This window comes from Nocardia sp. NPDC005746, from assembly GCF_040630785.1.
In the GTDB taxonomy this organism is placed as follows: domain Bacteria; phylum Actinomycetota; class Actinomycetes; order Mycobacteriales; family Mycobacteriaceae; genus Nocardia.
Window position 1 is genome coordinate 137,600 of record NZ_JBEXYE010000010.1, and the last position, 20,476, is coordinate 158,075.

Sequence of the window (20,476 nt, forward strand, 5' to 3'; positions counted from 1 at the left end):
CGTGACAACGACCGCACCCGCCGCCGCGGGCCACCGCGACGGATTCGTCGCCTTCCCCGCCGACCTCGCCGAGCGGTACCGGCGCGAGGGCTACTGGGCGGGCCGACCGCTCGGGGAACTCCTGCGCGACGCCGCCCGGCAGTGGCCCACACGGCCCGCGCTGCTGAGCGACGAACCCGGCCGCGCCCCGGCCACCTACGCCGACCTCGACCGCGCCGCGGACCGGATGGCGCACGGCCTCCTGAAGCTCGGCATCCGATCCGGCGACCGCGTGGTGATCCAGCTGCCCAACACCCCCGCGTTCCTGCCGCTGCTGTTCGGCGTGCTGCGCGCGGGGATCATCCCGGTGCTCACCCTGCCCGCGCACCGCCGCGCCGAAATCGAGCATCTGGCCCGGCTTTCCGGCGCGGTCGCCTACATCGCGGCCGACCGGCTCGGCGACTTCGACTACCGCGCCCTGGCCTCCGAGGTCCGCCCACAACTCCCGGACCTGCGGCACATCCTGATCCTGGGCGACCCCGGGCCGTTCACCGACCTGGATTCGATTCCCGCCGACGGTGATTCGCTGCCCGAGGTGGACGCCTCCGACATCGCGCTCATGCTGGTGTCCGGCGGCACCACCGGACTGCCCAAGCTGATCGCGCGCACCCATGACGACTACGTCTACAACGCCACCGCCAGTGCAGCGGTCTGCGAACTCGGGCCCGACGACGTATACCTCGCGACCCTGCCCGTCGCCCACAACTTCCCGCTCGCCTGCCCCGGCGTGCTCGGCACCGTGGCCACCGGCGGGGCCATGGCGTTCGTCACCGACCCCAGCCCGGAGAGCGCCTTCGCCGCGATCGAACGGCACCGGGTGACCGTCACCGCCGTGGTGCCGCCGCTGGCCCAATTGTGGTGCGCGGCAGTGGAATGGGAGGACGCGGACCTGTCCTCGCTGCGACTGCTCCAGGTCGGCGGCGCGAAACTGGCCGAGGTGAACGCCCGCGAGGTCGCCCCCGCCCTGGACTGCCGCCTGCAGCAGGTGTTCGGCATGGCCGAGGGCCTGCTCAACTACACCCGCGCCGAGGACTCCGACGACCTGGTGTGCACCACCCAGGGCCGTCCGCTCGCCCCCGGCGACGAGGTGCGGGTGGTGGACGAGCACGGCCACGACGTCGCCGACGGCGAGGAGGGTGAACTGCTCACCCGCGGCCCCTACACGCTGCGCGGCTACTACCGCGCCCCCGAGCACAACGCCCGTGCCTTCACCCCCGACGGCTTCTACCGCAGCGGCGACCTGGTGCGCCGCCTGCCCAGCGGCCACCTGATCGTGTCCGGCCGCATCAAGGACGTGATCAACCGCGGCGGCGAGAACATCTCCTGCGACGAACTCGAGGAGCATCTGCTCGCCTATCCGGGCGTCCGGCACGCGGCCGCCGTGGGCCTGCCCGACGCGGCCCTGGGTGAGAAGGTCGGCGTGTTCCTGGTGACCGAGGGCGAGCTGCCGTCGCTGGCGGCCGTCAAGACCTTCCTCACCGAGCGCGGCCTGGCCACCTACAAACTCCCGGATGTATTGCGGCAGACCGATTCCCTGCCCGTGACGGCGGTCGGCAAGATCGACAAGAAGGCCCTCGCCGCGCGCTGAGAGCCGTTCCGTCATAGAGTTCACCTATGGGTGGGTGGAACGAATCGGATATTCCTGACCAGAGTGGCCGGATCGTCATCGTCACCGGAGCGACCAGCGGCCTGGGCGAGGCCACCGCGCGCGCCCTGGCCGCCGCCGGAGCGCGCGTGATCATGGCCTGCCGCAACGAGATCAAGGCGCGGGCGGTGGCCGCCACCATGCCCGGGGACGTGCACATCCGCGCCCTCGATCTGGCGGACCTGGCCTCCGTGCGCGCTTTCGCCGGCACCGTCGACCGGGCCGACGTCCTCATCAACAACGCGGGCGTGATGGCGGTGCCCAAGCGGGCCACCGCCGACGGCTTCGAATTGCAGATCGGCACCAACTATCTCGGCCATTTCGCGCTGACCGGCCTACTGCTGAACCGGATCTCGGAGCGCGTGGTCAACACCTCCAGCCTCACCCACCTGATCGGGCGCATCGACCTGGAGGACCTGAACTGGGAGCGGCGCGCCTACTCCCGGTTCGGCGCGTACGCGCAGTCCAAACTCGCCATGCTGCTGTTCACCTACGAACTCCAGCGGCGGCTCACGGTCACCGGATCGGCCAGACTGACGGTCGCCGCGCACCCCGGCTACGCCGCCACCGAGATCAGCTCCGAGACCCAGAACGTGCTCGAACAGCTGGTCGGCCTCGGCAACCGGCTGATCGCGCAGAGCGCCGACATGGGCGCGCTGCCGACCCTGTACGCGGCCACCGCGGATGTCGAACCCGGCGCCTACTACGGGCCGGACCGGTTCAACTGGCGCGGCCACCCGACCCGGGTCGGCTCCAACGCCGCCTCCCACGACGAGAAAACCGCCCGGCAGCTCTGGGAGCTGTCCGAGCGGTTGACGGATGTCGAATTCCCGATCTGACCCTCGGATCGCCGGTTCGGGGATCAGGCCCGCACCACGTACGGCGCGACGCTGCCCAGCTTCTCGCAGGTCTCCTCGAACTCCCGCTCCGGCCGCGACTGCCCGACCACGCCCGCGCCCGCGCGCAGCCAGGCGCCCGCACCGGACTGGTAGACCGCGCGCAGCACCAGCGTCGCCTCCAGCGCGCCGTCGGGGGAAACCGTCACCACCGCACCGGAATACAGGCCGCGCGGATCGTGGTCGAGGCGGAATACCGCGTCCACGCCCTCGGCCTTGGGGATGCCGGAGGCGGTGACGGACGGGAACAGCATCTCCAGCGCGTCCCACGGGCTGCGGCCGGCGGCCAGCCGCCCACGCACGGTGGAGGCCAGGTGCTGCACGCTGCCGCGCTCACGGACCGCCATGAAGTCGGAGACCGCGGTGGTGTCCGGCTCGGCGACCGCGGCGATCTCGGCGAACGAGGTCTGCACCGAGATGGCGTGCTCGACGATCTCCTTCGGGTCGCGCACCAGGTCGGCGCGGGCGGCCAGGTCGATGTCGTCGCCGCGGCCGAAGGCGCGGGTCCCGGCCAGCGGCTCGGTGGTGACCACCCGGTCGCGATCCACGGCCGCCACCAGTTCCGGGCTGAAGCCCGCGGCCTCCAGGCCGCCCAGGCGCAGCAGGAACGAGCGCGCCGGGGTGTTGTTCGCGCGGCCCAGGCGGTAGGTGGCGGGGATATTGACCGCGAAGGGCAGATCGACCTTCCGGGACAGAATCACCTTCTGGTACTTGCCGGCCCGGATCTCGGCCACGCCCGCGGCGACCCGGTCCTGATAGCCGGTCGGGTCCGGGGTGACGTCCACGGGATACGCGACGGGCAGCGCGGTGTCCTGCGCGGCGGCGATCAGCTCGTGGATGTCGCCGGTCTCGGCGGGCGTCGCGCCCGACACCCGCACGCCGGTGGCGTCGATGCGGACCTCGATGCGCGGAATCATCAAGTGCGCCAGGGTGGCCCGCGGGTGCACGTGCTCGGTCGCGCCCAGCGACCAGGCGCAGAACTCGAAGCCGATCCAGCCGAAGGCGTTGCGGCCCTCCAGTGGCAGCCCGGCCAGCGCGCGGTCGAGGGCCTGCGCCGGATTGCCCGACCACGGTCCCGCGGTGGTCTGTCCGTCCCAGCTCACCCGCAGTTCGCCCGCGTCCAGCTCGACGCCGCCCAGCGGGTCGGCGGCGAAGACCCATTCGCCGGGCCGTTCGTAGACCACGTACTCACCGAAGCGATCCGCCGCCGCCAGCGCGGTGACGGCCGCGACCGGATCGGTGACGTACTCTCCCCACCGCTGCTCCCCCTCGAGCCGTACCCGTTCGTCAGCGACCGACACCAGACCTCCAAGGTTATGCTTACCTAACTTGGCAGTGAGGTTAGCATTACCTTTCCATTTGTGGGGAGGCCCGCATCGCGACGTCCGTCACCACCACCGCGCAACACCGCGAAACTCCGGGTCGGACCGGTGAATTGCCCGACCTCCCGTCCCACCGCCCCGGTTTGGGCTTCAATGGATCGCAGCGGCTCAGGCGGAGGGAACGAAGATGCTCGATCACGACAGTCGGCTCCCCGAAGCCGCGCTCACCGCCCCGCAATCCGTGGTCGCCCTGGTCGACGCCGCCTCCCGGGTGGAACGCGAACTCATCGGGGGCTGGCTCGCCGAAGGCGGCATCACCCAGGAGTTCGGCACCTCCGCCCCCGTCACCCAGATCGACCTCGACCCCGCCGCCGTCACCGACCGCCTCGTCGGACGCGCCGACGACCCGCTGGTGGTGCCGGTCCGCGTGCTGTGGCTGCCGCCCGAACGAGACGGCGTGCGCCGCACCACCTTCAGCGACCTGCTGTCCCTGTCCAACCCGCGCAAACCGCACCGGTTCATGCAGCGGCGGCTCATCGGCAAGGCGCCCGACCGGCACCTGATCCTCACCGGGCAGCCCGCCCGGCTCAGCGAGCTGCGCGCCAACAACCCCGGATCCGCCATCGTGCCCGACGCTTTCGGGCGGGCCATCGTGCGCGCGGGCATCGTCGCGCTGGAACGCGCCGAGCGCGCCGTCATCGGCGACCGGTACAAGGTGCCGCGACTGGTGGTCGAGGAGATCCTGGACTCCCCCGAATTCCTGCGCCGGCTCGACATCATCGCCCTGGAATCCGGACTCCCCCCACGCGAGGTCTACCGGCGTGCCGAGCGAGGCCTGCGCGAACTCGTCGCCGCCCAGAGCCGCCTCGTCTCCGACCTGTTCACCCAGGCCATGCGGCCCGTCCACGCCTCCACCTGGAACGTCGACGCCGACGAGACCGGACTCGACCGGTTGCGCTCGCTCAACCGCCGCTATCCGCTGGTCTTCCTGCCCTCGCACCGCTCCTACGTGGACGCCTTCGTGCTCGGGGACATCCTGGCGCGCAACGACTTCCCGCCCAACCACGTGGTCGGCGGCGCCAACCTCAAGTTCTGGCCGATCGGGCCGATCGCCCGGCGCACCGGAACCGTCTTCATCCGCCGCAGTTTCGGCGACGACGAGGTCTACAAGGCCGTCGTCGAGGAGTACTTCGCCTACCTGCTCACCAAACGCTTCAACCTGGAGTGGTACTTCGAGGGCGGGCGCACCCGCACCGGCAAACTCCGGCCGCCACGCTACGGACTGCTGAATTACCTTGCGGCGGCGCTGCGTTCGAAACGCATCGACGACGTCATGCTGGTGCCGGTCTCCATCACCTACGAACGGCTCAACGAGATCGGGGCCATCGCCGACGAACAGACCGGCGGCCGTAAACAACCCGAGGGCCTCACCTGGCTGGCCCGCTACGTCCGCAACCAGCAGCACTCCGCCGGGCACGTGTACGTACGCTTCGGCACCCCGCTCTCGGCCCGCGACCGCCTCGCCGCCAACGGGGATCCGCTGACCGGACACCAGGATCCGGGCACCGAACAAGCCGTCGAACGCGAGCAGCTGGCCGTGCAGCGGCTGGCCTTCGAGGTCGCCGTCGGCATCAACGAGGTCACCCCGATCACCGTCAACGCGCTCACCACCCTGGTGCTGCTCGGCGTCCACGAACGCGCGCTGACCCGGCCCGAACTCCGCAACGCCATCGCGCCCGTACTCGGCTACATCGAGAGCCGCGGCCTGCCGACCGGCGAGCTCGACACGCTGCGCGACGATCACGGGCTCGCCGTGGTCCTCGAACAGCTGGCCGTCGCCACCGTCGTCACCGTGTACCGGGCCGGACTGGAACCGGTGTACGCCATCAACGCGGGCGCGCACCTCGAGGCCGCGTTCTACCGCAACAGCGCCGTGCACTGGTTCGTGAACCGCGCCATCCTCGAACTCGCCGTCCTCACCGCCGTCGAAGCCCCCGAAGGCGACCAGCTGCGCGCCGGGTGGGACGCCGCCTACCGCCTGCGCGACCTGCTTAAGTTCGAGTTCTTCTTCCCCGAACGAGCCGAATTCACCACCCAGCTCACCGCCGAGATGCTGCGTGTGGACCCCGAATGGCATCACCGGACCGCCGCGGGCACCCTCGGCTCCGAGATCCAGGCCCGGCTCGCCGATTCCGGCTTCATGATGGCCCACCGCGTGCTGCGCTCCTTCTTCGACGCACAACTGGTGGTGGCCGAACGGCTCGCCGCCCGCGACCCGGTCGACCCCGTCGACCGCAAGGCCCTCATCGACGAATGCCTCCAGGTCGGCAAACAGATGCTGCTGCAACAACGCCTGCACAGCCCCGAATCGGTGTCCTCGGAATTGTTCGGCAGTGCTGTCAAACTCGCCGACAACCACGGCCTGCTGACCCCCGCCGGCGATCCGGCCGACCTGGCCGCCCGGCGCAGCGCCTTCGCCGCCGAACTGCGCGCCATCGGGCAGCGCATCACCCGGGCGGCCACCCTGGACCCGTCCAACCGAATGGAAGCGTTGTGACCCACCGGGTCCGGGGCCGCGCGGCGGGACGCACCAACCCGACCCTGCGACCCGGCGTCGGCGTCACCCAGCGGCCCATCGGCGCACAGGATCTCGCCACCGCCCTCGAGGCCGTGCGCACCGGACCGCAGGGCCCGCAGGTCGCCGCCATCTTCGACTTCGGCGGCACCGTCGTGCACGGCTTCAACCCGCCCCCGCTCGCCCGCCGCCTGCTGCGCCGCGGCAGCGCCCGCGGTGCGCTCACCGCCAGCCTGCTCGGCAGCATCCGCGGCGCCCGCAGCGAAGGCGAATACGAACGCTTCCTGCAATCGGCCATGTACGACTGGGCCGGGGTGCCCGAAGCCGACCTGATCGACCTCGGACGGCAGGTGTTCGCGCGCAACGTGTACGGGCACATCTACCCCGAGGCCTGGCGGCTGGTCCGCGAGCACGAGGCCGCCGGCCACACCCTGGTCCTGATCAGCTCGATCAGCCGCTACCAGGTGGAACCCGTCGCCGCCGAACTCGGCATCCCGCACGTGCTGTCCACCGCCATGGCCGTGCAGGACGGCGTGCTCACCGGGCATGTCGAGGGAAAGACGCTGTGGCGCAACGGCAAGGCCGACGCCGTCCGCCGCTTCGCCATCGCCCACGACATCGACCTCACCCAGAGCTGGGCCTACGCCGACAGCGCCGCCGACCTGCCGCTGCTCCAGACCGCCGGGCACCCGGTGGCCGTCAACCCGGACCCGCGCGTCGTGCTCGAGGCGGCCGAAAGGGAATGGCCGGTCCTGCATTTCCGGCCCCGGCAGGCCCCCAGGGCCACTGACTACGCCCGCACCCTGGCCGGATTCACGGGTCTACTCGGCGGGGCGCTGTTCGGCGTGGCCGCCAAGGCACACACGAAACAGCGCCGCCAGATGGCGGATTCGATGATGACCCACGCCGCCGACTCGACCCTGCGCGGCACCCAGGTCAAGGTGCGGGTGACCGGCGCGGAACACGCCCGCGCGCCCCGACCGGCGGTGTTCATCTTCAACCACCAGAGCCAGTTCGACATCGTGGTGCTGGCCGAGGTGCTGGGCGCCGGATTCACCGGCATCGCCAAACGCGAGATCACCAAGAACCCGGTCTTCGGGCCCCTCATGCGGTTCGTGGAGGTCACCTTCATCGACCGCGCCGACACCAAGGCCGCCAAGGCCGCGCTGGAACCGGTCGTCGACACCCTGCGCGGCGGACTGTCGGTGGTGATCGCCCCCGAGGGCACCCGCTCCCTGACGCCGCGCGTCGGCGCCTTCAAGAAGGGCGCGTTCCACATCGCCATGCAGGCGGGCGTGCCGATCATCCCCGTGGTGATCCGCAATGCCGGCGAGATCGCCTGGCGCAACTCCGCGATCGTCCGCAAGGGCGTGGTGGACGTGGCCGTCCTACCGCCGATCGATGTCAGCGGCTGGGACCCGGCCCGCCTGGACGCGGAAGTGGAGCAGGTCCGACAGTTGTTCGTCGACACGCTGCTCCACTGGCCTGGCGATACGGGTAACCCCTAGCGCCGGGAGTTCTTAAACCGCCCGCCCGAACAGCAGCTTCCACGGCATGGCCGCGGACTCGAGCTGCACCTTGAGGCTCATCTTCGAGGCGCCCTTGGTGCGCTCCTCGAAGCGGATCGGCACCTCCGCGATGGAGATGCCCTTCTTGACGGTGCGGTAGTTCATCTCGACCTGGAACGAGTAACCGTTCGACTTGATCGAGGCCACGTCGATGGCGCGCAGCGTGTCCGCCTTCCACGCCTTGAACCCGGCCGTGGCGTCCTTCACGCCCAGACGCAGGATCATGTTGACGTAGAAGTTGGCCCAGGCGGAGAGCGCCTTGCGGTACCACTTCCACTCCGCGGCGGTGGAACCGCCGGGGACGTACCGGGATCCGAGCACCACGCCGGCGTCGGTGGTCTTCAGCTTGTCGAGCATGGCCGGAATGACCTCGGCCGGGTGCGACAGGTCGGCGTCCATCTGGATCACCACGTCCGCGCCCTCGTCGAGCGCCTTGGTGATGCCGGCGATGTAGGCGCGGCCCAGGCCGTCCTTCTCCGTCCGGTGCAGCACGCTCACCACGTTCGGCAGGTCGGCGGCCAGCTTGTCCGCGACCTCGCCGGTGCCGTCCGGTGAATTGTCGTCCACCACCAGCACATGCAGGTCCTCCACCGGCAGTGCGGTCAGCCGCTCCACCGCAACGGGCAGGTTCTCCCGCTCGTTGTAGGTCGGCACCACCACGGTGACCTTCAAGGTACGCCCTCCCGATCGGTCGTCTTCTGGCTCAGAAACCGTACCTGGTCCGCCTGAGTGCCTCGTGAGCGCACCGTGTAGGCGCGGTCACCCCCGTCACCCGAGCGTCAGTCGTCCTCTTGGTCGGCACGCCGGTTTCGTTCTCGCACAATATCCAACGCCCGCTCGGCTGTCGCCTGATCCGGATACGGCCCCATCCGGTCCCCGACCCAGCAGGACTTTCCCTGCTCCGCCTTGTGATGGGAGATGCAGTAATACCACTGGTTGTCCTCAGCCATGCAACCCAGCATTCCACCAAGATCGGACGCACATACGACAAAACACGCAATGACAGAACGATTCGGATCGAACCGCGGCGGGAGCCGGGGGCCGGGGCGGAGCCCTCCGCCTGTCTTGTGGGGGCTCGACCCCCACAAGACAGACGTAAAGAGCCCCTGCTCGCGTTGTCCGCGAGCAGGGGCTCCCTGCGATCGAGTGGCCAGAGCCGGGATTGAACCGGCGACCTTCCGCTTTTCAGGCGGACGCTCGTACCAACTGAGCTACCTGGCCGAAAGGCACCCGATTCGAATGCCAAGTTTCGTGCGCTTCTTGCTGTCGCAAAAAGATCTTGCGACCCTGACGGGACTCGAACCCGCGACCTCCGCCGTGACAGGGCGGCGCGCTAACCAACTGCGCCACAGGGCCTTGCTGCTTGCTCCGACAACGATGTCACCATCGTTGTACCCCCTACGGGATTCGAACCCGCGCTACCGCCTTGAAAGGGCGGCGTCCTAGGCCGCTAGACGAAGGGGGCCCGCCGGATTTCTCCGGACCGTTTGCTCAACGGCTTCCGTTGGGAGCGGAGATAGCTTATGACAGGCTCCGCGTGATTCCCAAATCAGCTGGTCAGAGTCCCAAGTTGAGATCTTCGAGCCGGGCGGACACCCGCCAGCCCACGCGGCGGAACTCCTCGGCCCACTCCGGTGTCGCGGTGGCGTCGACGATCACCTCGAGCGCCTCGGCGAACCGGGCCCGCAGATCGGCCGGACCGGTGAGCACATCGGCGATGTAGCGCTGGCCCGCCAGGGCCGCCGCCAGGGTGCGGGTGAACCGGTCCGGATCCGAATCCGGGCGCAGCTGTTTGTGCTCCGCGGCCCGGACCGCGAGCTGCCGGATGGCGCGCCCGAGGATGCGGCCGCCGCCGGCCTGGATGTCGCGATAGAACTCCGGCTCGATGATGAGCCGGAACTCGGCCTGGATGATGATGTCGTTCTCCAGCCGCAACGCGATCTCGTCGATCATGCCGTGCAGCACGTCGAGTGGTCCGAGATCGGTTCGGGTCAGCCACCTTTCGGTCGATGCCCGGTAGCGGTCGACCGCCGCTTCCAGCACCGCGCGCGCCAAGTCCTCCTTGGAGTCGAAGTGAAAGTACATGGCCCCCTTGGTCGCCCGGGAACCTTCCAATATGCGGTTGAGCGATGCAGCGGCATAGCCGCTCTTCCCGAACTCAACGGCGGCGGACCTGATGATCGCCGCGCGTGTCCGGCGGGCCCGCTCTTGCTGCCGTGCCATGCTCGAAACGCCTCCGAAGCTAGCTAACCGTCGCCGACCGCGGTACGGCCTCGACGCGAAGTTACGTGTTTTTCAAATACTTCAAAACGGGCTATGCCCGGAATTACCAAACTCTTGGTACGGAAAAGCGCGAAAAACTTGAAACACACCAACTGGTATAGGTTTTCCCACCCGGCGCACCGCGCGGGGTGCACGCCCGGGCGTTCACGTCGTCCTGGTCCGCCTCCCCGCAGCTTCATCTGTTGGAGCCGCGATCGGCCGGACCGGTCGCGACACGTTCGGGCATATCAACGATAAGCCGAATCCCGTGCCGCCGGGGCAATCCCAGCTCTTCGGGAATTCACCAGTCGGTCACCGTACCCGGAAAGTTCACCCAGCGTGACGTGTACCGGAAAGTCAGTTAGCCAGTACACCTCCTAACGAAAACCGCAATTCCACAGCAATCGTATGGACGATTGGTCCGAAACGACGAATTCGCCCATATCTCAGCGAAGTTCGCCCCGGCGATCCCGGGAACGCGCGACGACGCCACCCGGCCCGCGGCACCGCCGAGCCGCGACCCCCGCGCTCGGACCGGGCTGGACCGGCCGCTTCCCCCCACCCCAAAAAGCTTGCCACGCATCACCATTGGATGATATTCACACTCGAGGGCCACGAAACAAACTGAGTGGCAAGGCGATTGCGAGGGTCATCCGAGGCCGAGCCCGACACGCGTCCGCGGGCGCGCGAACGCCCACCCGGACGCGTCCGGGCATGACGGGACCACACCGTCACCTCACCCCACCCACACTCCGCGCCGACCCCCGTGGCACCCCGGCTCTGCCCCGTCGCGGTGACGCACCGACCGGTCCGCACCCTCACAGCGCCACATCGTCCCCCCAACACGCCGCCCCGGCTCGCCGAGCCCCCACGATCGGCACGGCCGGTCACACCGTCGGCACGCCCCGTCACGCCGATCGCGCTGTCAGGGCACCCCTCCCCGACCCGCCGCACACTCGACGCCACCACTATGACCTGCGCAAATACCGTCTGCCAGAGCACAATCGGATACTCGTTTAACACTTGTGGGCCCGGCCCATTAAACTGACGTCCCGCACGCCCCTATAGCTCAGTTGGTAGAGCTACGGACTTTTAATCCGCAGGTCCCAGGTTCGAGCCCTGGTGGGGGCACACTCACGCGAGGGCCCGGAACAGCCGTTCCGGGCCCTCGCCACATCCGCGAATCTGTGGCAATCTGTCCGGGTTTCACCTAGCGTGACCTCGGTAGGGCTTTTCCCGGGAATCCATCACCACAGGCGGAGTTCATGACTTCCTTCGATGACCTGCTCTCTCAAGTTCCAATCGCCCAGATCGCCGAACAGCTCGGCGTCGACGAGGCCACCGCCAAGACCGCGGTCGGCGCGGCCGTGCCAGTCCTGCTCGGCGGATTCCAGGCACAGGCCGGCAACCCCGAGGTCGGTCTGAATCTCGAGAACGAAGTCGCCAACCAGCCGCTGGGTCTGCTCGACGGCGGTGTCGACATGAGCCAGGTGGATACCTCCACGGGTAGCCAGATCATCGACCAGACGTTCGGCGCCGAGAAGAACACGGTGATCAGCGCTCTCGGCAATGTCGGCGGCAGCGATATCAGCGGCGACCTGATGGGCAAACTGCTCCCGATGCTCGCGCCGATCGTGCTGGCGTACCTCGGCAAGAAGATGCTCGGCGGGGGCGGCGCGGCCGCTCAGCCCGGCGCGGCCGGCGCCGGCGGTCTCGGCGACATCCTCGGCAGCCTGCTCGGCGGGGCCACCAGCGGTCAGGGCGGCGCGGGCGGTCTGGGCGATATCCTCGGCAAGGCCATGGGCCAGAACGCCGGTGGCGTTCTCGGCAGCGTCCTGGGCGGTCTGCTCGGGAAGAAGTGATCTCGCATCCATTGCTGATGCACGGCTAACGAAGCGCGGCCCACAGCGATAGACCCCCTACGCTGTGGGCCGCGCTTCTTATGACATCCCTCACCTACCCCGCAATGGCGCACAGATGAGTTTCACATCACCCTACGGTCACGTAAGGTATGGGCCGCGGCGGCAGGCCGGCGAGGGTACGACAGCACGACGCACGACACGAAGGGCATATGTATGGCAAAGGATCTGACTCAACTCGAGCTACTGACGGAGTTGGAGCCGGTTGCCGAGGAGAACGTCAATCGCCACCTCTCCCTGGCCAAGGAATGGCACCCGCACGACTACGTGCCGTGGGACGAGGGCCGCAACTTCGCGGCCATGGGCGGTGAGGACTGGGATCCGTCGCAGTCGAAGCTGAGTGAACTGGCCAAGGCGGCCATGATCACCAACCTGCTCACCGAGGACAACCTGCCCTCCTACCACCGTGAGATCGCCGAGAACTTCTCCCAGGACGGCGCCTGGGGCACCTGGGTCGGCCGCTGGACCGCCGAGGAGAACCGCCACGGCATCGTCATGCGCGACTACCTGGTCGTCACCCGCGGCGTCGACCCGGTCGCCCTCGAGCAGGCCCGCATGATCCACATGACCAACGGGTTCGCCTCCCCCACCGAGCAGCTCGAGCAGACCGGCAGCGCCGGCTTCCTGCACTCGGTGGCGTACGTGACCTTCCAGGAACTCGCCACCCGCGTCTCGCACCGCAACACCGGCCGCGTGTGCGACGACCCCATCGCCGACCGCATGCTGCAGCGCATCGCCGCCGACGAGAACCTGCACATGATCTTCTACCGCAACATGTGCGGCGCGGCCCTGGATCTCTGCCCGGACCAGGCCCTCGAGGCGATCACCATGATCCTGGAGAACTTCCAGATGCCCGGCGCCGGCATGCCCAACTTCCGCCGCAACGGCGTGCTGATGGCCAAGCACGGCATCTACGACCTGCGCCAGCACCTCGAAGAGGTGGTGAACCCGGTGCTCAAGAAGTGGCAGATCTTCGAGCGCACCGACTTCACCGCGCGCGGTGAGGAGACCCGCGAGCGTCTGGGCCTCTTCCTCGAGCGGCTCGGCAAGGACGTCGTGAAGTTCGAGGAGCAGCGCGACAAGATGCTGGCCCGCGAGGCCGCCAAGCGCGACCGGGACCTGGCCGCGGCCAACGCCTGACCCGGCTCGAATTCGGCACGGCCCCTCGGGATTCCGATCCCGGGGGGCCGTCGTCGTCTCCGGGTCAGTCGATCTCGTCGACCGCCTCCTGGAACGCCAGGCCCGCGCGCTCGAAGTAGTCGAACAGCACTTCCTGCTGCTCGGGGGTGTAGCCGAGCAGGATCTCGCCGACCTTGCGGCGCGCGGGGGCGAGCACCCGCTCGAGGTCGCCGGGGTTCGGGATCGGTTCGATGAGGACCTTGCGGCGATCGGCGGCATCGGGGACCCGGCGCACATGACCCGCCTGCTCCAGGCGGTCGATGAGGCGGGTGGTGGGCCCGGTGGTCAGTCCGGTGCGGGCGGCCAGTTCGCCCGGGGTCATGGCGCCGTTCAGGTCGAGGATGTTGAGGGCGTACAGATCGGTCGCGCCGAGTCCGACGGCCCGCGCCCCGGCTTGGGCGTGCAGCACCAGGGCGCTGAGGTAGCGGCGGTAGATCGCACTGGCCCGTGCGGGGTCCGACAGCATGGGGACGCCTCCGATTCAATTCTCTTCTTGAGGGAAGATACTTCTTGTGAGAAGATACTTTCCAGGAGCAGCAAATACCTGAAGGGGATTGAACCATGAACGGCAGCACCGATTTCGACGCCATCCACGCCCTGCTCAACCGTGTCGCCGCGGCCTGGAACGACGGCGACGGCGCCGCCTACGGCGACTGCTTCACCACCGACGCCACCGACGTCACCTTCGCCGGGACCGTGTACCACGGCGGCGCGGAGATCGGCCGGGCCCACCAGGCGCTGTTCGACTCGTTCCTGAAGGGCACCCGGATGTGGGGCGAGACCCTCGACATCCGCCGCTACGGCGCCGATACCGTCGTCGTCGTGTCGGCCGGGGACGTGGGCAAGAAGCAGCCCAAGAAGCTCGGCAAGCTCGTCACCCACACCGTCGTGCGCGACACCGACGGGGAGTGGCGGATCGCCGCCATCCAGAAGACCCAGCGCAAGCCGGTCATGGAGGCCATCAGCTTCACGTTCCAGCCCGGCACCCGGCCCGCCGCCCGCTGACGCTGTGACCGGGGGCACTCGAGTGGACGGGCGGCTCTGGCCGCCACCACGCGGATGAGAGACTGGAGAGCGTGACTGCCTCGCTCGAAGCCCCCAAGACCGAGCTGCGGATCGGGCCCTACCCGCTCGATCCGCCGGTCGTGCTGGCCCCGATGGCGGGCATCACCAATGTCGCCTTCCGCACCCTGTGCCGTGAATTCGGCAGCGCCACATCGCTGTACGTGTGCGAGATGATCACCGCCCGCGCGGTTGTCGAGCGCAACGAGAAGACCCTCAACATGATGGCCTTCGGCCCCGACGAATCCCCGCGCTCCATGCAGCTCTACGGCGTCGACCCCAAGACCCTCGGCGAGGCCGTGCGGATCATCGTCGGCGAGGGCTGGGCCGACCACATCGACATGAACCTGGGCTGCCCGGTTCGCAAGGTCACCCGTCTCGGCGGCGGCTCCGCCCTGCCCTACAAGCGGCGGCTGTTCCGCGAGATCGTGCGCGAAATGGTCGCGGCCGCAGGCGAAGTGCCGGTCACCTTCAAATTCCGCATCGGCATCGACGACGACCACACCACCTACCTCGACACCGGCCGGATCGCCGAAGAGGAAGGCGCGGCGATGGTTTCGCTGCACGCCCGCACCGCCGCCCAGCTCTACTCCGGGCAGGCCGACTGGTCGGCCATCGCGCGTCTCAAGGAGACCGTCACCACCATCCCGGTGCTCGGCAACGGCGACATCTTCAGCGCCGACGACGCGCTGCGCATGATGGCCGAGACCGGCTGCGACGGCGTCGTGGTGGGCCGCGGCTGCCTGGGGCGGCCGTGGCTTTTCGGCGAACTGAGCGCCGCCCTGCGCGGTGAGCCCATCCCCGCCGGACCCACGCTCGGCAAGGTCGGCGAGATCCTCTACCGGCACGCCGCCCTGCTCGTCGAGCACGACGGCGAGGACAAGGCCATGCGCGACATCCGCAAGCACATGGCCTGGTACCTGATGGGCTTCCCGGTCGGCTCCGCGCTGCGGCGGCAGTTCGCCACCGTGACCAGCCTGGCTCAGATCGGGGATCTGGTCGGGCAGCTGGATCCGGACGTGCCGTTCCCGGAGGACGCGCTCGGACCGCGCGGGCGGCAGGGCTCCCCGCAGGCGAAGGTCGCGCTGCCCGACGGCTGGCTCGACGATCCGGAGGACGCGACCGTCCCGGCCGCCGCCGACGTCATGCATTCCGGCGGCTAGCGACCACCCTGATCCGGCCGCCTGCCGCTGCCGGCGATCCGGCACGATCCGGTCAATGTCCGGCCCAGCTCCCGGGCGTAGGGCCGAGGCCCTGGCACACTTTGCGGAACGTTCGTCCCAGCGGTCGAAGCATCCCGACAAAGCAGAAAAAACGGATCTACCTGGGTGGACACATGTTCGAGTGGTTCACCGTGGCGAAATCGTTATCATGGCCCTCGGCATCAAGAGCAAAGTGAGGTTCGTTGGTGGGTGACGATCGGTACGGGCGTACGCCACGGCCCGGAGGTCGCGCCCCCTGGGAGCGCTACTCCGCGGACGGGGACGATCCGTCGCGCGCGGCCCGCCGCTCCCGGCACACCGACGACGCGGACTCCGCCGCCGCCCCCATCTCCGTGCAGGACCTGGTCGAGCGGGTGGACAGCGAGCGCCAGACGCGTCGCCGCCCCCGCACCGACGCGGGCAAGCCGAACGAACCGGCGGCCACCAACGGCACGGCCGAACGAGAAGGGGCCGCACCGGCTCCCGTGCCCCCGCCGAACGGCGCACCCGCCACCGGCGCCCGGCCCGTCGTTCCCCCGCCCGCACCGAGCACCCAGCCCCCGCCCGCCGGAAACCAGCCCGGCACAGGTTCGCAGCGCACCGTGCGCGACGACAGCCACCTCCGCCGGGTGGCGGCCGCGCCGGGCACCGGCAGCAGCCGGACCGTACGCCGGGCAGACCCGACCGCAGATCTGGTCACCGACGAACTACCCCCGGTCACCGAGGCCATCCCCGCCGCCCCGACCACGGCCGCGCGTGCCCGCGCCCTGCTGGGCCGCCGGGTCGCCTCGCCCGCCGACTATCCGACCACCGCGCTACCTGCCTCCGTGGGTTCCACACCGGCCAAATGGGTGTCGAGCACCAGCCGCCGCCGCAGCCGGCGCGCCGGCCTGGTGGCCCGCGGCGCCACCGCGATGTTCGCGGTGCTCGCGCTGCTCGTGACGGCGGGCGGCTGGAGTTATCTGCGCGCCAAGGACGGCAACTTCCAGCAGGTCGTCGCGCTCGATCCGAACAGCACGGACGTCGTCGACGCCGACGGGCAGAACGGCGACGAGAACTTCCTGATCGTCGGCACCGACACCCGGGCGGGCACCAACAGCACTCTCGGCGCGGGCAGTGTGGACGACGCCGAGGGCGCGCGCTCGGACACCGTCATGCTGGTCAACATCCCGGCCAACCGGTCCCGTGTGGTCGCGGTGTCCTTCCCCCGCGACCTGGACGTCTCCCGTCCGATCTGCGAGGGCTGGGACAACGAGAAGGCCGCCTACTCCAGCCAGAAGTTCCCGGCCGCCGACGGCGACAAGCTCAATGCCACCTACGCGCTGGGCGGGCCGAAGTGCCTGACCAAGGTGATCACCAAGATGTCGGGCCTGAAGATCAACCACTTCGTCGGCATCGACTTCGCCGGCTTCGAGTCCATGGTCGACGTGGTCGGCGGCGTCGAGGTGTGCACCACCAAACCGCTGGTCGACGAGGTCCTCGGAACGGTCCTGACCACCCCGGGCAAGCAGACGGTCAACGGTTCCACCGCCCTGGACTACGTGCGCGCCCGCCACGTGTACGGCGAGGAGCGCAGCGACTACGACCGGATCAACCGGCAGCAGCGATTCCTGTCATCCCTGCTGCGCAGCGCGCTGTCCAGCAAGGTGCTGTTCGACCCGGCCAAGCTCGACGGGTTCATCAACGCCTTCGCCAAGCACTCCTTCATGGACAGCGTCACCACCAAGGACCTGCTCACCCTGGGCCGTTCCATGCAGAAGATGCAGGCCGGGAGCATCACCTTCCTGACCGTCCCGACCGCGGGCACCACCTCGTACGGCAACGAGATCCCGCGCGAATCGGACATCAAGGCCATCTTCCGCGCGGTCATCGACGACCAGCCGCTGCCCGGTGAGAAGAAGTCCGAGCCCCCGGCGGCCCCCGCCGGCGTGCCCGTCGCCAAACCCAAACCGGCCGCGGTGGATCCGCAGACGGTCTCGGTGCAGGTGTCCAACGGTTCCGGCCAGGGCGGCATCGCGGGCACCACCGCGACCAAGCTGGCCGCGCAGGGCTTCCAGATCTACAGCACCGGCAACTACGCCGACGGCGTCTCCGCCAAGACCAAGGTCCGCTACTCCAGCGGCCACGAGGCCGATGCCGGAACCGTGGCCAGCGCGATTCCGGGCGCGATCCTGGAACCGGCGAGCGGGCTGGGCAGCATCGTCGAGGTCGTGGTGGGGTCGGATTTCTCGGGCACCGTGAAGACCCCGACCGCCTTCGGGCAGACCCTGCCCGACACGCCGAGCGACGCGGGCGGGCCCAGTGCGGCTCCGGTCACACTGCCCTCCGACCTCGAGCATGTGAACGCCGCCGACGACCTCTGCAAGTAGGCCGTCCCCCGGACCGGTCGGAGCTGCGGCGACTTTGCCGGAACCGACCAGAACCTACGTTTAACCCACCGTTGGTGACTTGGTCAAAGACGCGCACTAATGTCTTGACTCATGCGTGTCATCTACAACGAACAAATGGCCGAGCTCGCCGATCTGCTCGGCGGCATGGCCGGGCTCGCCGGATCGGCGATGGAGCGGGCCACCCAGTCCCTGCTCACCGCCGATCTCGAGCTCGCGGAGCAGGTGATCAGCGAGTACGACCGGATCGCCGAGATGATCACCCTGGCCGAGGAGAAGGCCTTCGCGCTGCTCGCGCTGCAGGCCCCGGTCGCCGGTGATTTGCGGCAGGTCGTCAGCGCCATCCAGATCGTCTCCGACGTGAACCGGATGGGCGTGCTGTCCCTGCATGTCGCCAAGATGACCCGGCGCCGCTTCCCGGCCCACGCCGTGCCGGAGGCCGTGAACAGCTACTTCGCCGAGATGGGCCGTGTCGCGGTCAAGATGGGCGCCACCGCCAAGGAGGTGCTGGAGACCCGCGATCCCGAGCGGGCCGCCAAGCTCACCGACGACGACGAGGCGATGGACGACCTGCGCAAGCACCTGTTCACGCTGATCATGGACCGCGACTGGCAGTTCGGTGTCGCGGCGGCCGTGGACGTGGCGCTGCTGGGTCGCTACTACGAGCGCTTCGCAGACCACGCCGTGGAGATCGGCCGCCGCGTCGTCTTCCTCGTCACCGGCGTGCTGCCCCCGGACCCGGATTCCGAGAAGGAATCGATCTAGTCCTCGTCGGACTCACGCCAGCCCATCAGGACCGAACGGCCCCGTTCGGGACGCCATGGCAAGGTCGCGGCCACGATGACCGCGCACACGACCAGGGTGCCGACCGCGACGTATGACGCGGCCTCGGCGCCCTGCATGGCCGCGACCTTCATGGCGTGAATCAGATCCGCTTTCGCCGGTGCGACAAGCGGATTCACCGGGGCCTTCACGATCTCCAGGACGCTGATCGGCGTATTGCTCGCCAGCTCCTTCTGCTGCGGATTCATGATCTGCGCGGGAATCGCCGCGATCCGGCCGCCGATCCTGTCCGCGTACACCGAGGTCATGATCGACCCCAGCAGGGCCACACCGAGCGCTCCGCCCACCTCCCGCGTGGTGTCGTTGACCGCCGAGCCCGCGCCGGCCTCCTCCACGGGCACCGCGCCCATGATGGATTCGGTCGCCGGACCCTGCACCACCGCGAATCCCAGGCCCATGAGGATCATGGACACCACCACCGGTCCCAGATACGGGGTGTCGACGGTGGTCCGGCCCGCGATGTACATGGCGACCGCCAGGATCAGCAGCCCCGACACCACCACGGCCGTGGTGCCCAGCCGCTGCGCCAGCAGGGTCGCGATGGGCGCGCCGAAGCCGACCGCCACCGCGAAAGGCAGTGAGTGGATGCCGAATTCGAGCGGCGACAGCTCCTTCACGCCCTGGAAGTACTGGGTGATCAGGAACAGGAATCCGAACGCCGAGAAATAGGACACGGTGATGGCCAGCGACGGCAGCGCGAAGCGGCGGTTGCGGAACAGGCGCATGTTCAGCACGGGTGCGGGCACGCGTAGTTCCCAGGCCACGAATGCGGCCAGCAGCGCGGCCGAGAGCAGGTAGCCCGCAAGGCTTTCGGTGGCGAACCAGCCGTGTTTGGGGGCCTCGATGATGGACCACACCAGCGCGGTCACCCCGGCCAGGGAGAGCAGGATGCCGACCCGGTCGAGCCGATCCACGTGCGGTGCACGGGATTCCGGCACGGTGGCCAGGACCGCGCCGATGGCCACCAGCGCCACCGGGACATTGATCCAGAACACGGAGTGCCAGGAGAAGTACTCGAGCAGCCAGCCGCCCACGGTCGGCCCGATGGCGACGGCGATCCCGGCCATGGCCGTCCACAGCGCGATGGCGGCGGCGCGTTCGCGGGACTTGGTGAAGATATTGGTGAGCAGGGCCAGCGTGGCCGGGAAGACCACGGCCGCGAACACGCCCATGCCGGCGCGGGCCGCGATGACCTGGCCGAGTCCGGAGGACAGCGCGCCCGCCGCGGACATGACCGCGACGCCGCCCAGTCCGATGATCATGAACAGCCGTCGCCCGTAGCGGTCGCCGAGGTGTCCCATGGCGAGCAGCAGGCCGGAGAAGGCCAGGGTGAACGCGTCCACGATCCATTGCAGGCCGCTCATGTCGGCCTTCAGCTGGACGGCCATGGACGGCAGGGCCACATTGACCAGCGTGTTGTCCAGGACCACGAGCAGTTCCGCGAGACAGATGGCGACCAGCGCCGCGATCTTCGCCCGTTGCGGCAGGTCCGCCGCGGCCCGTCCGGATTTCGGGCTCGCCGTTGAGACGGTCATCCGACACCTCCTTGTACTAAACCAATCGGTTTACCAACGAGC

At 69.0% G+C, this 20,476-nt stretch carries 16 protein-coding genes and 4 tRNA genes; 11 read left to right on the top strand and 9 right to left on the bottom strand.

Annotated features, from left to right (window positions below; genetic code table 11):
* Position 1: 1 nt before the first annotated feature.
* Positions 2 to 1,627 carry an AMP-binding protein gene (locus tag ABZ412_RS20380; protein WP_357282617.1) on the top strand — a complete coding sequence of 542 codons (1,626 nt, stop codon included), beginning with the start codon at positions 2 to 4 and terminating at the stop codon, positions 1,625 to 1,627.
* 26 nt (positions 1,628 to 1,653) lie between these two features.
* The gene (locus ABZ412_RS20385) at positions 1,654 to 2,523 is read left to right on the top strand and encodes an oxidoreductase (RefSeq protein WP_357282619.1); all 870 of its coding nucleotides are present in this window, start codon (positions 1,654 to 1,656) and stop codon (positions 2,521 to 2,523) included.
* A gap of 23 nt (positions 2,524 to 2,546) precedes the next feature.
* Here ABZ412_RS20385 and ABZ412_RS20390 read toward each other — a convergent pair whose 3' ends face one another.
* On the bottom strand, positions 2,547 to 3,881 hold the full coding sequence (locus tag ABZ412_RS20390) for a salicylate synthase (protein WP_357282622.1): 1,335 nt from the start codon (positions 3,879 to 3,881) through the stop codon (positions 2,547 to 2,549).
* Positions 3,882 to 4,089: 208 nt separating this feature from the next.
* Here ABZ412_RS20390 and ABZ412_RS20395 point away from each other — a divergent pair, with 208 nt between their 5' ends.
* Together ABZ412_RS20395 and ABZ412_RS20400 are read left to right on the top strand one after the other, a co-directional pair.
* A complete protein-coding gene (locus ABZ412_RS20395) occupies positions 4,090 to 6,459 on the top strand; it encodes a glycerol-3-phosphate 1-O-acyltransferase (protein WP_357282625.1) in 2,370 nt (789 codons plus the stop codon).
* Positions 6,456 to 7,985: an HAD-IB family hydrolase gene (locus ABZ412_RS20400; protein ID WP_357282627.1), complete on the top strand. Its 1,530-nt coding sequence runs from the start codon at positions 6,456 to 6,458 to the stop codon at positions 7,983 to 7,985. The genes ABZ412_RS20395 and ABZ412_RS20400 overlap by 4 nt, the downstream gene beginning before the upstream one ends.
* Positions 7,986 to 7,997: 12 nt before the next feature.
* On the opposite strand, the gene ABZ412_RS20405 is transcribed toward ABZ412_RS20400, so the two are convergent.
* From ABZ412_RS20405 to ABZ412_RS20430, 6 genes are all read right to left on the bottom strand, one after another.
* A complete protein-coding gene (locus tag ABZ412_RS20405; protein WP_357282825.1) occupies positions 7,998 to 8,699 on the bottom strand; it encodes a polyprenol monophosphomannose synthase in 702 nt (233 codons plus the stop codon).
* 125 nt (positions 8,700 to 8,824) lie between these two features.
* The gene (locus tag ABZ412_RS20410; RefSeq protein WP_357089550.1) at positions 8,825 to 8,995 is read right to left on the bottom strand and encodes a hypothetical protein; all 171 of its coding nucleotides are present in this window, start codon (positions 8,993 to 8,995) and stop codon (positions 8,825 to 8,827) included.
* Between the two features lie 197 nt (positions 8,996 to 9,192).
* Positions 9,193 to 9,266: transfer RNA gene (locus tag ABZ412_RS20415), tRNA-Phe, on the bottom strand.
* A gap of 61 nt (positions 9,267 to 9,327) precedes the next feature.
* Positions 9,328 to 9,401, bottom strand: a tRNA-Asp gene (locus ABZ412_RS20420).
* Positions 9,402 to 9,437: 36 nt separating this feature from the next.
* Positions 9,438 to 9,510 (bottom strand) — tRNA-Glu (locus tag ABZ412_RS20425).
* Positions 9,511 to 9,602: 92 nt separating this feature from the next.
* Positions 9,603 to 10,268: a TetR/AcrR family transcriptional regulator gene (locus ABZ412_RS20430; protein WP_357089553.1), complete on the bottom strand. Its 666-nt coding sequence runs from the start codon at positions 10,266 to 10,268 to the stop codon at positions 9,603 to 9,605.
* 1,097 nt (positions 10,269 to 11,365) lie between these two features.
* Between ABZ412_RS20430 and ABZ412_RS20435 the strand changes: the two genes are divergently transcribed.
* The 3 genes from ABZ412_RS20435 (at position 11,366) to ABZ412_RS20445 (ending at position 13,366) form a co-directional block, all read left to right on the top strand.
* Positions 11,366 to 11,438 (top strand) — tRNA-Lys (locus tag ABZ412_RS20435).
* Positions 11,439 to 11,572: 134 nt separating this feature from the next.
* Positions 11,573 to 12,169, top strand: coding sequence for a DUF937 domain-containing protein (locus ABZ412_RS20440; protein ID WP_357282630.1), 597 nt, complete (start codon positions 11,573 to 11,575; stop codon positions 12,167 to 12,169).
* Positions 12,170 to 12,382: 213 nt separating this feature from the next.
* Positions 12,383 to 13,366 (top strand): acyl-ACP desaturase, encoded by a 984-nt coding sequence (locus tag ABZ412_RS20445; protein ID WP_357282633.1) that lies wholly within the window; start codon positions 12,383 to 12,385, stop codon positions 13,364 to 13,366.
* A gap of 64 nt (positions 13,367 to 13,430) precedes the next feature.
* On the opposite strand, the gene ABZ412_RS20450 is transcribed toward ABZ412_RS20445, so the two are convergent.
* Positions 13,431 to 13,871: a MarR family transcriptional regulator gene (locus tag ABZ412_RS20450; protein ID WP_357089559.1), complete on the bottom strand. Its 441-nt coding sequence runs from the start codon at positions 13,869 to 13,871 to the stop codon at positions 13,431 to 13,433.
* A gap of 95 nt (positions 13,872 to 13,966) precedes the next feature.
* Between ABZ412_RS20450 and ABZ412_RS20455 the strand changes: the two genes are divergently transcribed.
* The 4 genes from ABZ412_RS20455 to phoU all read left to right on the top strand — a co-directional run bounded on the left by ABZ412_RS20455 (position 13,967) and on the right by phoU (position 18,821).
* Positions 13,967 to 14,410, top strand: coding sequence for an SgcJ/EcaC family oxidoreductase (locus tag ABZ412_RS20455; RefSeq protein ID WP_357282636.1), 444 nt, complete (start codon positions 13,967 to 13,969; stop codon positions 14,408 to 14,410).
* Between the two features lie 71 nt (positions 14,411 to 14,481).
* Positions 14,482 to 15,630 (top strand): tRNA dihydrouridine synthase DusB, encoded by a 1,149-nt coding sequence (dusB, locus tag ABZ412_RS20460; protein ID WP_357282638.1) that lies wholly within the window; start codon positions 14,482 to 14,484, stop codon positions 15,628 to 15,630.
* A 245-nt stretch (positions 15,631 to 15,875) separates the two neighbouring features.
* Positions 15,876 to 18,038, top strand: coding sequence for an LCP family protein (locus ABZ412_RS20465; RefSeq protein ID WP_357282640.1), 2,163 nt, complete (start codon positions 15,876 to 15,878; stop codon positions 18,036 to 18,038).
* 111 nt (positions 18,039 to 18,149) lie between these two features.
* Positions 18,150 to 18,821 (top strand): phosphate signaling complex protein PhoU, encoded by a 672-nt coding sequence (phoU, locus tag ABZ412_RS20470; RefSeq protein ID WP_357282642.1) that lies wholly within the window; start codon positions 18,150 to 18,152, stop codon positions 18,819 to 18,821.
* On the opposite strand, the gene ABZ412_RS20475 is transcribed toward phoU, so the two are convergent.
* Positions 18,818 to 20,434 (bottom strand): MFS transporter, encoded by a 1,617-nt coding sequence (locus ABZ412_RS20475; protein WP_357282644.1) that lies wholly within the window; start codon positions 20,432 to 20,434, stop codon positions 18,818 to 18,820. The two genes, phoU and ABZ412_RS20475, sit on opposite strands and share 4 nt — an antisense overlap.
* Positions 20,435 to 20,476 lie beyond the last annotated feature (42 nt).